The following is a 13,722-nucleotide window of genomic DNA, read 5'->3' as shown; positions in this document are numbered from 1 at the left end:
GGAGGGCTCAGGCGACTGCGCCGCCAGGTCGGCGGCGCAGTGCCGTCAGGTCATCAGTAGATGCTGAACGGGAAGTACTTGTCGTTGATCTGCTTGTAGGTGCCGTCAGCGATGATCTCGGCCAGAGCCTTGTTCAGACGCTCGCGCAGGGCGTCGCCCTTGCGTACGGCGATGCCGATCTTGTCGTTGTCGAATACCGGGTCGCCCTTGAATTCGAAGTCCTTGCCGGCGTCGCTCTTGAGCCATTCCCAGTTGACGAAGGTGTCGGCCAGTACGCCATCGAGGCGGCCCGAGGACAGGTCGAGGTAGGCGTTTTCCTGGGTGTCATACAGCTTGATGTCGACCACTTTGCCCAGGTTGTCTTCCAGCCAGGTGCCGGCGATGGTGGCGCGCTGTGCACCGATCACCTTGCCCTTGAGGCTGCCGGCGTCAGTCTTGAAGTCGGCCGACTTGGGAGCAATGAACTGCAGCTTGTTGGTGTAGTAGGGCTCGGTGAAATCGACCGCGGCCTGACGCTCTTCGGTGATCGACATCGAGGCGATCAGGAAGTCGAACTTCTTGGCGTTCAGGGCCGGGATGATGCCATCCCAGTCGGAGGTGACCACTTCGCACTCGGCCTGCATCTTGGCGCACAGGGCCTGGCCGATTTCCACGTCGAAACCGGTGACCTTGCCACTGGAGTCGATCAGGTTGAAGGGAGGGTAGGCGCCTTCGGTGCCGAGTTTCAGTTTGTCAGCGGCGACAGCGCTGGTGCCGAAAGCCAGGGTAGCGGCCGCGGCCAGCAGGATCTTCTTATAGTTCTGCATGCATGTTGCTCCGTGTTAGCGATTGCTGGACATGAATTGTTTACAGCGTGCCGATTGCGGGTTGTCGAACACCTGGGCGGGTGGCCCTTGTTCCTCGACCAGGCCCTGGTGGAGGAACACCACCTCGCTGGAAACCTGGCGAGCGAAACTCATTTCATGGGTAACCAGCAGCATGGTGCGACCCTCATCGGCAAGCGCGCGAATCACATTAAGCACTTCTTGTACCATCTCCGGGTCGAGCGCCGAAGTCGGCTCGTCGAACAGGATCACCTTCGGCTGCATGGCCAGGGTGCGAGCGATGGCCGCGCGCTGCTGCTGGCCGCCGGATAGCTGATTGGGATAGACGTGGCGCTTGTCGGCGATACCGACCTTGGCCAGCAGTGCTTCGGCCACTTCGATGGCTTCTGCCTTGCTCTGACCGAGCACGCGGCGCGGTGCTTCGATGATGTTGTCGAGCACGCTCATGTGCGGCCAGAGATTGAAATTCTGGAAGACGAAACCGATCTCGCTGCGCAGGCGATTGATCTGCTTGTTGTCCGAAGCGATCAGGTCGCCGTTCTTCGCTGCCTTGAGCTTGAGCTCTTCGCCAGCAACGAAGATCTGGCCCTGATGCGGGTTTTCCAGCAGGTTGATGCAGCGCAGGAAGGTGGATTTGCCGGAACCGGAGGAGCCGAGAATGGAGATCACGTCACCGTCTCTGGCCGTCAGGGAGATGCCCTTGAGCACTTCGAGGTCGCCGTAGCGTTTGTGCAGGTTGCGTATTTCCAGCGCGGGCGTCGCCTCGGCCATGGGGTGGGATCCTCTTCTTCTTCGAATGCGCTCCGGCGTGCAGCGGGCCATCCTGGCTGGCGGCCAAGCTAGCATAGCGTTTCCGTGACCGCCAAGCCGTTTACTGGCCTATGGCTGGCTTCGCAGTCAGGGTGTCGCCTGGCTGCAGTTGCTTGTCGCGCAGATGCAAAACGGGCCGATCACATGCGGCGGTCGCCGCTGCTCGCCCCTCCAATCATTGATAGCTCGTTACTCGGTGCTTGGTCGGGCCATGCGCTGGCGCAGCAGGGCGAACAGGCTGGGCAGCACCGAGACGAGGATGATGCCGACGATCAGGTAGTGCAGGTTGTTCTTGATCACCGGCAGGTTGCCGAACCAGTAGCCGGCGTAGGTGAACGAAGTCACCCAGAGAATGGCGCCGACCACGTTGTAGGCCGCGAAGCGCCGGTAGCTCATGTGGCTCATGCCGGCGACGAAGGGCGCGAAGGTGCGCACGATGGGCACGAAACGGGCGAGGATGATGGTCTTGCCGCCATGGCGGGCATAGAAGGAGCGGGTCAGCGCCAGATGCTCACGGCGGAAGATCTTCGACTCCGGATTGCTGAACAGGCGCAGGCCGAAGAAACGACCGATGCTGTAGTTCAGGGCGTCACCGAGAATCGCCGCAATGATCAGCAGTACCACCAGCAGGTGTACGTCGAGCGTGCCGTGCAGGGCGATGGCGCCAGCGACGAAAAGCAGCGAATCACCAGGCAGGAAGGGCGTGACCACCAGGCCTGTTTCGCAGAACACGATCAGGAACAGGATGCCGTACACCCACGGCCCGTAGGCGGCGGTGAGTTCGGTCAGGTGCTGATCGATGTTGAGGATGAAGTCGATGACGAGCTGGATGAATTCCATCGGGCGCCCCGTTGACCGGAGGCAGGTGTCTGTCCGGCGTCGTGAAAGCAAAAACCCCGAGGAATTTCTTCGCTCGGGGTTCTTAGAATGATGGTGCCCAGGGACGGAATCGAACCGCCGAGACACCCGTAAAAGCCACAACCCCCGCACTACCAGGGCTCTAGCTGCGCGTTAGGGCGCGAATTGTACGATGCTTTTGTATGAATGAGGAAGCTATTGGGGCTCTACTCCTTCAAGAGCCAGGAGCTTGTTGAACAGTTCTTGTTCGATCGAGGCAGCGGTCTTCATGCCTTGGGAGGTATAGAAAGTGGCCAGGTAGCCCGCTGCTGCATGGGCCACGGCAACTAGCATGTCCTCCATTTGGCCCACGGTTGATTGTCGAAATTCTTCAACCGAAGTCGGGGCGCCGGTGGAGTAGAAGTAGCTGACGCCGAACGGGGAGCCGTGGATGACTTCGGAGGAGACGGAGTAGATCAGCGTGTAGGCGGCAAGGAGTCGACTACCGGCCTTTCTGCCCGCCGCTTGACCAACGCGATTGATTCGGCTTGGCAGCGCCAGTGTCGTCCACATGTCTTGACCCTTTCCTGTGAACTCTTTGAACTCTGTCGGTGGGGAATCCGCAGGTGAGCCGCTGGAGGATAGCTTGAGAGTGAAGACCCCTTCGCCAACGGTTCGGTTGTGCTGCTTCCATTGCCTGAACTTCACGTATCGAAGTGCCCGTTCAGACGCTGCGCTGTCCTGGGAAACTAGGAAGGCGGCATTGATGAACGACTCTACTGCGCTTCTTGCAATCGGATATAGGTCTCTTACCGGGATACCGCGCCAGTCAAGGCACCGCAGGATCGTATTTACCGACTGCCCCGCACACATCGCGATGGGCTGCGATGCGTTGATGATCGGGGGCTCCAGAGAGCAACGAAGCTGGGTTCCTGCCATTTCAGCAGGCCCTTGGGTAGCCACGAACAGAGATATGCGTAGCAGCTCCAATTGCTCCTGAAGCACCTCGACCAGCAGGGGGTTAGGGCATGGTGGGCTACCCGTTTGCATGGGTTCTCCATGTAGCGGCAATTTGGAAAGAAAAAAATCGTCCGGGCTTGAATATAAGGCGGTTTGCAGCATTCCCCCCCCCCCACGGGCCAGGGCCTTCTATGGAGCGGAGAGCCGCCGGTTAATTCAAGTCTACCTTGCTGCGACAGCATCCAGGACGGGCCCTGGATTGGTGTTCTCGTTTGGGTATGGCCCAGCGGTAACGCCTGGAGGCCAGTCGGAATGTCACCGTTTAGAACCTGTTGACCACTTATACGACACCAGGTATGGTGACACCACTTCAACGACAACAGGGACACCCCGCCATGCTCGTTCACGCCTACCTTCGAGCCAGCACCGCCGAACAGGACGCAAGCCGCGCCAAGCAGCAACTGACCGAGTTCGCCAAGGAGCGTGGCCACCGTATCGCCGGCTACTACCCCGAGAACGAAAGCGGGGCATCGCTGCAGCGGCCCAAGCTGTTCGAGCTGCTGAACAACGCCGAGCCAGGTGACGTCCTGCTGGTCGAGCAGGTCGACCGGCTATCACGCCTGACCGAGGGCGACTGGAAGCAGCTCCGCTCCATCATCAAGGCGAAGGACGTGCGCGTGGTCGCCCTGGACTTGCCGACCTCTCACCAGTTCCTGGAGAAGCCCAACAGCGACGCCGATGCCTTCACCGCCCGCATACTGGCAGCTATCAACGACATGCTCCTGGACATGCTCGCAGCCGTGGCCAGGAAGGACTACGACGACCGCCTACGACGTCAGAAGCAGGGTATCGAGAAGGCCAAGGCCGAACGCCGCTACCAGGGCAAGGCCATCGACCAGGACAAGCACAAGCGCATCCTGGCGTGCCTGGCCAAGGGCATGAGCCTCCGGGAGACAGCCAAGGCCACCGGCACCGGGACGTCCACCGTCATCCGGGCGAAGAAGCTCCAGGAACAAGCAGCAGCAGGCGTCTGACCACCATCGAGGAGCGCCTGGAGCAGGCCAAGCAAGCCATGCGCGACGCCCTGGTTGTCCTGTCCCGAAACATCGAGGACATGCAAGAGCATCGCCGCCGCATCGAGGAGGCCCTGGAGGAGCTGCAGGAGGCGCAACCGTGAGCCAGGTACAGAAATTCAGCTTCGGCCTCATGGACTTGCGCGTCATCGAGCAGGATGGCCAGCCGTGGTTCGTCCTGAAAGACGTCTGCGATGCCTTGGGACTCCGCCCAACCCCCAGTAACGGCTCTTACCAAGGCCACTACAAACGCCTTGCTAAGGACGAACTGTCACTGGCCGTCGTCCGACTGGCACCTAGTAACCAAACCATTAGATACAAGCTGGTCAACGAATCCGGCCTCTACAAGTTCGTCATCCGCTCCGACAAACCCCAGGCCAAAGCCTTCCAGGACTGGGTCACGCGGGTAGTCCTGCCAGCCATCCGCAAGGACGGCGCCTATGTCCTGGGCGAGGAGAAGGTAGTCACCGGGGAAATCTCCGAGGACGAACTGATCCTGCGCGCCATGCAGGCCCAGCAGAAGAAGGTCGAGCGGCTGGTCTTCGAGCGCGACCGCCTGGCCGCTCAGAACCTCCACCTGGAGAAAGAGCTGACTCACCTGGAACAGCACACCCAGCAGCTCCTCCCAGCGGCCACCGTGGGCCAGGCTGTCGCCAAGCGTAAGGCCCTGGGCGTGGTCGACTTCTGCCGCAAGCTGGAAGTTGAGCGTATGTACTGTTACGAGCTATCACGGGCAGTCAGGGCAAACGACTGGGATTCCGGTGATTTGCGCTACGGACTGGCTGAAGCCGATAGTGTCCGTGGCGGCAGTGTCCGCCCTACAGGCTGATCAAGACCATTTGCGGCCCTCCCTTGGGCAACCAGCTCCAGCCCCTGCAGAACCCGCCCTGGCCATTTACGGCCACCCCTCGTGTAAACAGCGCAATGCGCTACCGGAGGCCGGGAGCTATTTACGGCCAATCTTAGTGAACAGCGACGCATGAGCCGACCAGCTTTACCCCCAGTAACAGGGGAATGCGAAGCGCTGCAGTCACACCACCACCCTCCACCACGACCGCTGACACCCTGCCCGGAACACTCCAGGCGGGGCGATGGCGTTCGCTCTACCACCAAGGACTTCGATCCAATGAATACCACCAAGCTGGTGCGGTTGAACCTGCACCTACGCCCCGACCACCTTGACCGACTGACCACCCTGGCCTGTGCGCTGGGTAAGAAGAAGTGCCGCGACACGCGCCTGGCTGAAGCCATGGAGCTGGCCCTGACTGCGGGCCTGTCCTGGGAGGACGACGACCTCCTGGACTTGGCTCGTAGCGACCGGGAGGAGCCTCGCTGGCTCGCCCTCGGCCCCATTGTTCGGGCACGGTGAGGTAGACCATGACGGAAAGACTTCGATCTGTTCCCCTGAGCGCTATCCACACCCACACTACACTGCAGAACCGGAACACGACTGCGTCCATGCGGCGCCAGCGTCGTGAAGCTGAGCAGCGGGTCGACCACATCGCCAGGCTGCAGCAGAGCATTGCCGCCAACGGCCTGGAGAAGCCCCTGGAGGTGGTCGCCATGTCTGACCATGAGGCAGCCCACACCGGGAAGCGCTTCTGGCTGGTCGGCGGCCACCACCGCCTGGAGGCCACCAAGCTCCTGGGGCATCAGGAGGTCGCTATCACGCTCCTGGAGGGCCAAGGGCTGCAAGCCGCCAGGCAGCACAGCTACCGACAGAACGCAGAGTTGTTTCGCCAGTTGGAGGATGACCAGCGCATTGACAACGCCTGGCGGGCTATTAACGACCCCAGCTTCAGCACCTTCAGGGACATGACCAACAAGGAGCTGGCCGATACCTTCAACATCAACTCACGGACAGTCGACCGCCTACGGGAGCTGCGTCGGCGCTGGGCTGCACGGGAGCAGGACATTGACTATGAAACAGAGCGTAGCAAGGCCAAGGAGGACGGCCAGCGGGGTATCCGGGCCTTCAACCAGGCGCTCGACGACTACTGCAGCCAGAACGCCATGGGGCTGTTCTCGCATGACTACGGCAGTCTTAAGCGGGAGCTTGGTCGGGGCACCACGGAGGCCGTCATGGAGGAACGTCAGTTGATTGCACGTACCGTCCCCGCCATCGTCCAGGATCTGAACAGCTTTGGTCTGGAGAGAATTGAGTCCATGCGTGCGGTATTGCGGGATGTTGACGCGATACTGGCCAAGGCCAAGACCTACTACGAAGCCTGCGAGCTGGCCGACGCCCGCTTCCTGGACAGCTCCAGCAGCAACCTAGAGCGCTACATCAGAAGCCAGGAGGTGGAACCGATGCTGCACAACGTGCTTGCCCCCATCGACGAGGAGCCCGACTTCTGACGGGGCTCTACTTACGACCGCTGTAGGACGACTGAGTCGTAAGTCAGCGGGGCGATTGCGGCAGGGATGACGTCGATAGGCCATGGATGGCTGCGGCTGCATCGTTCTTCAAGGCATCTATCACGCGCCCAAGGGGGCTACTGGACGCCCGCGTGTCCGTCCCCCTGGCGCTTTCGATCAAAAAAATTGAAGCTGCCGGGCTACCATGAATATTTTCTCACCGATTACAGAGGGAGCTGTCCAATGGACGAGGCAATAAAAGAAGGGTCGTTCGTTTCGATCCCAATCTGCACAGACCCAACTAAGCCGAAAAGCGAACTGCAATTAAATTTGGAGAAGACACAGGAGTGCGCTACTGCGATAGGTAACGTCTGTTTTGCATGGGCAACCTTAGAGTCATTCCAGGATCGGTTGATCCAAAGCATTTTGGGCGTCAAGGAACAACCACTAGCAGATACGCTACTGTCAAATATCGATCAGAGAGAGAAGGTCAGGATTGCAATAGGGCTCTGCTATCTTAAAAAACTGTCAGACGAGTGGTTCGCAGCGATCAAGTGGTGCTTAGACCAGACAGACACAGACCTGCGTACCAGGCGAAACAGGATCATCCACGACAAAATTCACGTCAGCAGCCAGGGGGTTAGTAGGGTTCAGGCAAAAACAGGCTTCAGAAAGCCTCAGGCGTTCCAGGTTGAGTATTACACCGAGGTCATCGAGCCCATAACACCTGAAGAAATATGGAAGCTCGCATCTGACATCAGGGAAATGATCATCAGATTCGATATTCTGTGGCGCGCAGGATACGACCACGGCAAGGACTGGAAGAAAGAGCTGGAGGAACGCAGTCTCATGCCGAAACTTTGACGTAGGAGCAAAGCTTCTCCCGAAGCAAATACGTCTGCTACTGGAGAAGGCCTGCCAGGCGGGCGATGCTCGGGAACTTCTTCAGCTCCTCTGACATGCGGCTAATCGGGGCGTTGCCGTAGCTGTCCCCCACGTTCGACGCTGCGTGGCCGGTCAGCCAGTCATGAACCTCCTTTGGGATGCCCACTTCACGACAGAGCGTCTTGAAGGCATGGCGGAACCCATGGGCCGGCTTGGCGGCGCTCTGGAGCTTCACTTCATCCTGCAGGTAGTTGTCCCAGGTCTTGCCTATCGCATGACCGAGACCGTCTTTGTGCGGTTTCAACTTCGGGAACAGACGACCGCTGGCGGGGACGCTGGCCCTGTAGTCGAGGAAGCCAAGGTCAAGGAGGTCATCGTGCAGCGGCACCCTGCGGCGGCTACTGACGGTCTTCAGCGACTTCCCGTCCCCTGGACGAATGGCGATGCACCACACACCGGACTCCGCGTCCTGTTCTACATCGGACACCAGTAGCTGTGCGACCTCCTCACGGCGTGCGCCAGTGTAAGCCATGAGAAGCGGGAGCCAGTAGAGGGCTTGACCGTAGTCGGCGCGCTTGGGCGACCATGCTGACTTGAACAAAGGGCTGGAGAATATGGTGGTCAGCTCCGCTCGGCTGTATCCCTTATCAGGAGCTTCCTTGTGGAGGGCGGCCTTGTTGATTGCGTTGCGAAGGTCGCGCAGCACTCCAGAGGCGGCTACCGGCTCCTCCTCCATGGCCTCCAGGCGCTCACAGGCGAATTTAAATATCGTTGCCAGGGCTGCCAGCTTCTTGCGGATGGTCGCCAGCTCCATGGTGGCGGCGCCTTGCTCAGCTTGAGCGCGCAAAGCCTCCAATGTCAGGCCAGGCTTCCAGCGGCCTTTGGGGAGCTGACCCAGCGTGACGCGGAAGTGGTGGATGGTGGACTTGGATACCTGCGACGCCGGAATGTCACCGACAACGAAGATAAGCCGCTGCATGCAGTCCGTGTACTCGGCGATGGTCTTCGAGAGGTCGCCCAGGCCGGCGCTGTCCTGCTGTTTCGACTCCGCCCACTTGGCCGCGACTTGAGATAGGAGGAGCCCCTTACCGATACGGCCCTGCGGTGCTGCTTCCTGCGAAAGAGGAAGCGAGGCAGCGGGTAGGGAAGGGGCGGAGCGCCAGTCGCCGTTATGACGCTGTAGGGCCGTCCAACACAGGCTGTGCCAGGTCACGAAGAACTCGTTACGCAGCACGAGGTACGCTGGGGATGATTCAGGGGGGACGGGGTGCCCCGCTTCGGTCAGGGTCTGCTGTATGGCCGCAGCTAAGAGGCGCTGAAGGTCAGGCCCGCCCCAGGGCTCTCTCGTGTCCTGTCGCTCCAATGGCATCACGACTTCGCCGCCTGAGCGATCTAGGAACTGGCGGATACGGTCGCTATCACGTTCCCATGCAGCCAGCTCGGCAGCGGCCCAGCGGTCGGCCAGCTTGGGGCCGTCTGAAGGCTGTAGCTTGGATTCACCTTTCAGGGAGGCGCGTGCCAAGGCGAGGGCGGCTTCGCACCGCGCGGACTCTGCGGCGAACAATGGGCGGGCGTCAGCTAGGGACTTGGTTCCCAGGGAGACCTTCCACTCACGTCCGCGACCCATGACGGGGCGAAGAGGCTCAGGGATGGTCTTGCGGTAGTAGTAAGTCCCGGTCTTCGGGCACTGAAACGGCTGCGGCATGGCACCCACTTTGTGCGCCTCCTTTGTACGACCATGAGGGACGCAGCTAGGAGGTCTAGAAACAGAAAACCCCCGGCACCAGTGGCATCGGGGGTTTCGGTATTCATGGTGCCCAGGGACGGAATCGAACCGCCGACACGGGGATTTTCAATCCCCTGCTCTACCAACTGAGCTACCTGGGCCAACGGGGCGCTATTAGACGGATTTGGAGGATTAGTGTCAAGCGCGAGTTTGAAAAATATTTAATTATTTCGGGCGCTTAGGTTCATGAAGGGTCGGGTGCGCCGTGCGCACCGCCCTGCAGCTGCCCTGGTGCGCATGGCGGCACCCTACGTCTGCCTTACTCGCTCGGTGGTACGTAGCCTTCGGCCTGAGCGTATTCCTCGCCGGAGAGGAACTTGTCCATCTCGGCCTGCAGAAACTTGCGATCTTCGGCGTTCATCATGTTCAGACGGCGCTCGTTGATCAGCATGGTCTGATGCTTCTGCCACTCGTCCCAGGCTTGCTTGGAGACATTGTTGAAGATGTCTTCGCCTTTCGGGCCGGGATAGGGCGGGCGATCCAGGCCGGGCAGTTCCTGTTTGTGCTTGCGGCACAGCACGGTGCGGGTCATGTTGGTTCTCCAGCGGTAATGGCTTGTGCCGCGCGTTTGAGCAGCTTCTTCACTGGGGCGGCGAGGCCCAGGCGCGGCGGGGTGGCGAGGTTATACCAGAGCCAGTCGGCCTCGGCCACGCGACCTGGTCGCTCGGCCACGTTGATCAGCCAGGGTTCGATGGCCAGTTGGAAGTGGCTGAATGTGTGGGTCAGTCCTTCCAGTTCACGGCGCTCGCCCAGTGACAGCTGTTGCTGTTGGGCGAGGTCGTCGAGTTGCTCGAGGTCATCCAGCTCCGGCAGGCTCCACAGTCCGCCCCACAGTCCGCTGGCGGGCCGGCGATAGAGCAGGATGTCGCCCGCCTCATTGGCCAGGATCGGCATCAAGGTGCGCTTCTGTGGCAGTGCCTTGCGCGGTTTCGCCACCGGATAGCGGATTTCCAGACCGAGCAGGTGCGCCTGGCAACCGCTGCGCACCGGGCACAGCAGGCAAGTAGGTTTGCTGCGGGTGCAGAGTGTGGCGCCGAGATCCATCATCGCCTGGGTGTAGTGGCCGACCCGTTCGTGCGGGGTGAAGCGTTCGGCGACGTCCCAGAGCTGCTTGGCGACCTTGGGTTCGCCGGGGTAGCCCTCTTGCGCCACATAGCGCGCCAGTACGCGTTTTACGTTACCGTCGAGGATCGGCGCCCGCACACCCATGCTCAGGCTGGCGATGGCGCCGGCTGTGGAGCGACCGATACCGGGCAGCTCGCTGAGCGCGTCGACGCTGCGGGGAAATTCGCCGCCATGCTCGCGCATGACGATCTGCGCCGTTTTCTGCAGGTTGCGCGCGCGGGTGTAGTAGCCCAGGCCCGTCCACAGGTGCAGCACTTCGTCCTCTGGCGCGTCGGCCAGATCCTTCACGGTCGGCAACGCGGCCATGAACCGATCGAAATAGCCGAGCACGGTGCTGACCTGGGTCTGCTGCAGCATGATCTCCGAGACCCACACGCGGTAGGGCGTGATGTTCTGCTGCCAGGGCAGATCCTTGCGGCCGTGCTGGTCGTACCAGGCCAGCACGGCGCTGTTGAATTGCTCGGGACTCATCGGTTGAACAGGCCCTTGAGTGCGTCTTTCAGATCGGGGCTGACCTTGTCGCCGAGCTTCTCTTCGAGCTTCTCGGTCAACTTGTTGCCGGCCAGGCGTGCGGCGATCTTGCCCAGACCGTCCTGATCCAGGCGGCAGGCCTTGGCGCCCAGCTCCAGTGGGCCACGGCAGCGCAGCGGCCACTCGATGCCGACATAGCGCTCGTTGACCTGGCAGGCCGGATCCGGCATTTCACGCTTGTCGCCTTCGATGGTGATGCCGACCTTGTAGTCGAGGCCGAGCACGCGCAGGTCGAGGTCGCCATTACCGCTGACCGCCAGGCCCGGTACTTGTGCCTTCAGATCTGGGTTGTGGGCAACGCCGTCACGGATGCTCAGGCTGCCCTTGAGCTCGCGAAATGGCGTGTCCTTGCCACTGGGCGGATTGCTCAGCGATTTGCGATTGAGGGTGGCGATGCCGCGGCACAGTTGTTGTTCGAGGTTGGCGTCAACCAGTACACCGTCGTTCAGCACGAAGCTGGCGTTGCCGTTGAGCGCTTCGATCCACGCCTTCTGGCTGTTGCCGCGGGTATTGAACTTGGCGTCCAGGTCGGCCAGGCCGCGGATCGGTGAGGGCTGATCTTCCTTCTTCAGCAGCGGTTCCACTGGCAGTCGGCTCAGGCGCTGTTCGAGGCTGAGCATGGGCTCTGCCTGGCGCACGTCGATGCGCCCGTTGCTGACGAAACTACCGCCCTGCAGCTTGCCGCGGGCCTCTTCGAGAGTGATCAGTCCGCCACGACCGTTGGCCTTGAGGCTGAAGTCGCTCAGCTGCTGTTTGTCGATGGTCAGCTGAGCGAGGCTCAGTGCCAATTGCAGGTCGAGTTTGCGCAACTGATCTACCGGTAGCACCTTCTCGTCACTCCAGGCGTGCTGGGTGGGCGCGTTCGGCAGCGCAGTGGTGCCGCTGGAGCCGGCGTTGGCGATGCTTTCCTTGACCTGGGCCTGGCGCGCGGCCGCTGCGCCTTTCTTGCTCTTGGGCGGTAGATAGCGATCAAGGTCGAGCTTGTCGCCCTTGAGGTCGGCCCGCAGTGCCTGGCGAGCAATGTCGGATACGCCAAGGCTGCCGGTGAAGGTGCTGCCATCGAGCTTGAGGTTGAGCTCCTCGAACATCATGCCTTTGCTCGAGCCGTTCAGGCGGCTGACCAGCTCGAACTGGCTGAGGCTGCTGGCATCCTGCATGGCTGGCAGCTCTACGCCGACGCCTTCGAGGAATTCGCGCAGGTTGAGGCTGGCGATGGAGAGGCCGCCAGAGAGCTTGGCGTCCTTGTCCAGTTCGCGGGCTTTCAGTTCGCCGAGGGCGCGCAACTGGTTGGCCGACAGTTTCAGGCCGTTCCACTCGGCGATGTTGGCGGCCTGGTCGACCAGCAACTGGCCTTGGGCGGAGAAGTTCAGGGTCTTGCCCTTGAGCGGCTCGCCGGAGGCTTCGCCGGTCAGCTTGAGGTCTTCGAACTGGTAGCGCTTGAGTGCGCGGTCGAAACGCAGCTGGCCTTCCACCTCGCTGCGCGCGCGCAGCACTGGCTGGTTGGTGCCGAAGAAGGCGCTGAGCTTGACCGGGATGCTGGCGCCTTCGCGGATGGCGCCGGTTTTCAGCTCGATGTTCTCGACGGTGAATTGCTGGCCCTTCTGCGCGTCGCTGTAGTCGATGCGCGAGTTGCTCAGGGTCAGGCTATCGATATCCAGTTTGAGCGGCTGGCCTGCGGGTTTGTCGCTTGGCTGGCCAGGTGGGGTATCGCCGGCAGGAGGCTGCTCGGTTGGCGTCGGTTCGGTTGTGCTTGCTTGCGCCGGGCGGCCAATGCCTTCCCAGTTGCCATGACCCTTGTCATCACGCTGCAGGTTGAGGTTGAGGCCGTCTACGCGGATGTCGCTCATCTGCACTTCCTTGCGCAGCAGCGGCATGACCCGCACCGAGAGGCCGAGCAGGCGCAGATCGGCGAAGGGTTTGTCCGGCGTGTCGGCACTGGCCAGGGTGGCGTCGGTCAGCTCCAGGCCCAGCCAGGGAAACAGGCTCCAGCCAATGTCGCCATTGAGTTGCAGTTCGAGGTTGGCCTTGTCGCGGGCGATCTGACGAATCTCGTCCTTGTAGTCGTTGGGGTCGAACAGATGCGTCAGGGCGAACAGCAACGCCACGATGATCAGCAGCAGGCCGAGAAAGAAAAGGCCGAGAATCTTGCCTAACGCTTTCATGGACGGGTCCTTGGTTTCGATGGCTGGAATGGCGGGAAGCAGCGGTTGCCGATTATAGCGTCATGCAGCGCCTGCCATGCGCAGGTACTGGGCGGGCAGAGGCGGTGATCGGCACGAGGTTGGATCAGAAAGTGTTCTGACGGTTCCCCGTTGGCGGTCTTGCGCGGGGCATTGTGCCTTCATGGCCGTCAGCGCCGCTCGGCCTGTGGCGATGTCGACCTGGCGTGGCGCTGCACGGCATGAGTTGGCGTCGCGTGGGGCGCTCCCGGTGGAAAATCCGCGTTTGAATCGATGGGCTCTATCGCTCGATAGAGAGTGTCTTTCGGTTATTGCTCAAACCTCAAAAAAATTGCCGATAACCATGAAAAAAA

The 13,722-nt window shown here is 61.2% G+C and carries 13 protein-coding genes and 1 tRNA gene; 5 read left to right on the top strand and 9 right to left on the bottom strand.

The window, feature by feature from the left end; all coding sequences use genetic code 11:
• Positions 1 to 53 precede the first annotated feature (53 nt).
• The 4 genes from HS968_RS24055 to HS968_RS24040 all read right to left on the bottom strand — a co-directional run bounded on the left by HS968_RS24055 (position 54) and on the right by HS968_RS24040 (position 3,593).
• On the bottom strand, positions 54 to 806 hold the full coding sequence (locus HS968_RS24055) for an ABC transporter substrate-binding protein (RefSeq protein ID WP_119694110.1): 753 nt from the start codon (positions 804 to 806) through the stop codon (positions 54 to 56).
• Between the two features lie 15 nt (positions 807 to 821).
• Positions 822 to 1,595: an ABC transporter ATP-binding protein gene (locus HS968_RS24050; protein ID WP_182368990.1), complete on the bottom strand. Its 774-nt coding sequence runs from the start codon at positions 1,593 to 1,595 to the stop codon at positions 822 to 824.
• Positions 1,596 to 1,823: 228 nt separating this feature from the next.
• Positions 1,824 to 2,474: a DedA family protein gene (locus HS968_RS24045; RefSeq protein ID WP_119694112.1), complete on the bottom strand. Its 651-nt coding sequence runs from the start codon at positions 2,472 to 2,474 to the stop codon at positions 1,824 to 1,826.
• Positions 2,475 to 2,687: 213 nt separating this feature from the next.
• Positions 2,688 to 3,593, bottom strand: a complete 906-nt coding sequence (locus tag HS968_RS24040) for a hypothetical protein (RefSeq protein ID WP_238338877.1) — start codon at positions 3,591 to 3,593, stop codon at positions 2,688 to 2,690.
• Positions 3,594 to 3,826: 233 nt separating this feature from the next.
• Between HS968_RS24040 and HS968_RS24035 the strand changes: the two genes are divergently transcribed.
• From HS968_RS24035 to HS968_RS24015, 5 genes are all read left to right on the top strand, one after another.
• On the top strand, positions 3,827 to 4,465 hold the full coding sequence (locus tag HS968_RS24035; protein ID WP_182368988.1) for a recombinase family protein: 639 nt from the start codon (positions 3,827 to 3,829) through the stop codon (positions 4,463 to 4,465).
• A gap of 139 nt (positions 4,466 to 4,604) precedes the next feature.
• Positions 4,605 to 5,333: a BRO-N domain-containing protein gene (locus HS968_RS24030; protein WP_182368986.1), complete on the top strand. Its 729-nt coding sequence runs from the start codon at positions 4,605 to 4,607 to the stop codon at positions 5,331 to 5,333.
• Between the two features lie 297 nt (positions 5,334 to 5,630).
• A complete protein-coding gene (locus tag HS968_RS24025; protein ID WP_175254161.1) occupies positions 5,631 to 5,873 on the top strand; it encodes a hypothetical protein in 243 nt (80 codons plus the stop codon).
• A gap of 89 nt (positions 5,874 to 5,962) precedes the next feature.
• A complete protein-coding gene (locus HS968_RS24020) occupies positions 5,963 to 6,862 on the top strand; it encodes a ParB N-terminal domain-containing protein (protein ID WP_182368984.1) in 900 nt (299 codons plus the stop codon).
• Positions 6,863 to 7,105: 243 nt separating this feature from the next.
• The gene (locus tag HS968_RS24015; RefSeq protein WP_182368982.1) at positions 7,106 to 7,726 is read left to right on the top strand and encodes a hypothetical protein; all 621 of its coding nucleotides are present in this window, start codon (positions 7,106 to 7,108) and stop codon (positions 7,724 to 7,726) included.
• A gap of 37 nt (positions 7,727 to 7,763) precedes the next feature.
• Here HS968_RS24015 and HS968_RS24010 read toward each other — a convergent pair whose 3' ends face one another.
• From HS968_RS24010 to HS968_RS23990, 5 genes are all read right to left on the bottom strand, one after another.
• Positions 7,764 to 9,452, bottom strand: coding sequence for a DUF6538 domain-containing protein (locus HS968_RS24010; RefSeq protein ID WP_182368980.1), 1,689 nt, complete (start codon positions 9,450 to 9,452; stop codon positions 7,764 to 7,766).
• Positions 9,453 to 9,558: 106 nt separating this feature from the next.
• A tRNA-Phe gene (locus tag HS968_RS24005) sits at positions 9,559 to 9,634 on the bottom strand.
• 158 nt (positions 9,635 to 9,792) lie between these two features.
• Positions 9,793 to 10,065, bottom strand: coding sequence for an oxidative damage protection protein (locus tag HS968_RS24000; protein ID WP_106738339.1), 273 nt, complete (start codon positions 10,063 to 10,065; stop codon positions 9,793 to 9,795).
• Positions 10,062 to 11,129, bottom strand: coding sequence for an A/G-specific adenine glycosylase (gene mutY / locus HS968_RS23995; protein WP_182368978.1), 1,068 nt, complete (start codon positions 11,127 to 11,129; stop codon positions 10,062 to 10,064). Before mutY ends, HS968_RS24000 begins: the two co-directional genes overlap by 4 nt.
• Positions 11,126 to 13,351, bottom strand: a complete 2,226-nt coding sequence (locus tag HS968_RS23990) for an AsmA family protein (protein WP_182368976.1) — start codon at positions 13,349 to 13,351, stop codon at positions 11,126 to 11,128. Before HS968_RS23990 ends, mutY begins: the two co-directional genes overlap by 4 nt.
• Positions 13,352 to 13,722 lie beyond the last annotated feature (371 nt).

This window comes from Pseudomonas berkeleyensis (assembly GCF_014109765.1).
GTDB lineage: Bacteria > Pseudomonadota > Gammaproteobacteria > Pseudomonadales > Pseudomonadaceae > Aquipseudomonas > Aquipseudomonas berkeleyensis.
This window is presented reverse-complemented; position numbering and strand designations above follow the sequence as displayed.

Bases quoted from the DNA above. Each gene is read 5' to 3' on its own strand.
- HS968_RS24055 (WP_119694110.1), bottom strand. From the start codon at position 806: ATGCAGAACTATAAGAAGATCCTGCTGGCCGCGGCCGCTACCCTGGCT.
- HS968_RS24050 (WP_182368990.1), bottom strand. From the start codon at position 1,595: ATGGCCGAGGCGACGCCCGCGCTGGAAATACGCAACCTGCACAAACGC.
- HS968_RS24045 (WP_119694112.1), bottom strand. From the start codon at position 2,474: ATGGAATTCATCCAGCTCGTCATCGACTTCATCCTCAACATCGATCAG.
- HS968_RS24040 (WP_238338877.1), bottom strand. From the start codon at position 3,593: ATGCTGCAAACCGCCTTATATTCAAGCCCGGACGATTTTTTTCTTTCC.
- HS968_RS24035 (WP_182368988.1), top strand. From the start codon at position 3,827: ATGCTCGTTCACGCCTACCTTCGAGCCAGCACCGCCGAACAGGACGCA.
- HS968_RS24025 (WP_175254161.1), top strand. From the start codon at position 5,631: ATGAATACCACCAAGCTGGTGCGGTTGAACCTGCACCTACGCCCCGAC.
- HS968_RS24020 (WP_182368984.1), top strand. From the start codon at position 5,963: ATGCGGCGCCAGCGTCGTGAAGCTGAGCAGCGGGTCGACCACATCGCC.
- HS968_RS24015 (WP_182368982.1), top strand. From the start codon at position 7,106: ATGGACGAGGCAATAAAAGAAGGGTCGTTCGTTTCGATCCCAATCTGC.
- HS968_RS24010 (WP_182368980.1), bottom strand. From the start codon at position 9,452: ATGCCGCAGCCGTTTCAGTGCCCGAAGACCGGGACTTACTACTACCGC.
- HS968_RS24000 (WP_106738339.1), bottom strand. From the start codon at position 10,065: ATGACCCGCACCGTGCTGTGCCGCAAGCACAAACAGGAACTGCCCGGC.
- mutY (WP_182368978.1), bottom strand. From the start codon at position 11,129: ATGAGTCCCGAGCAATTCAACAGCGCCGTGCTGGCCTGGTACGACCAG.
- HS968_RS23990 (WP_182368976.1), bottom strand. From the start codon at position 13,351: ATGAAAGCGTTAGGCAAGATTCTCGGCCTTTTCTTTCTCGGCCTGCTG.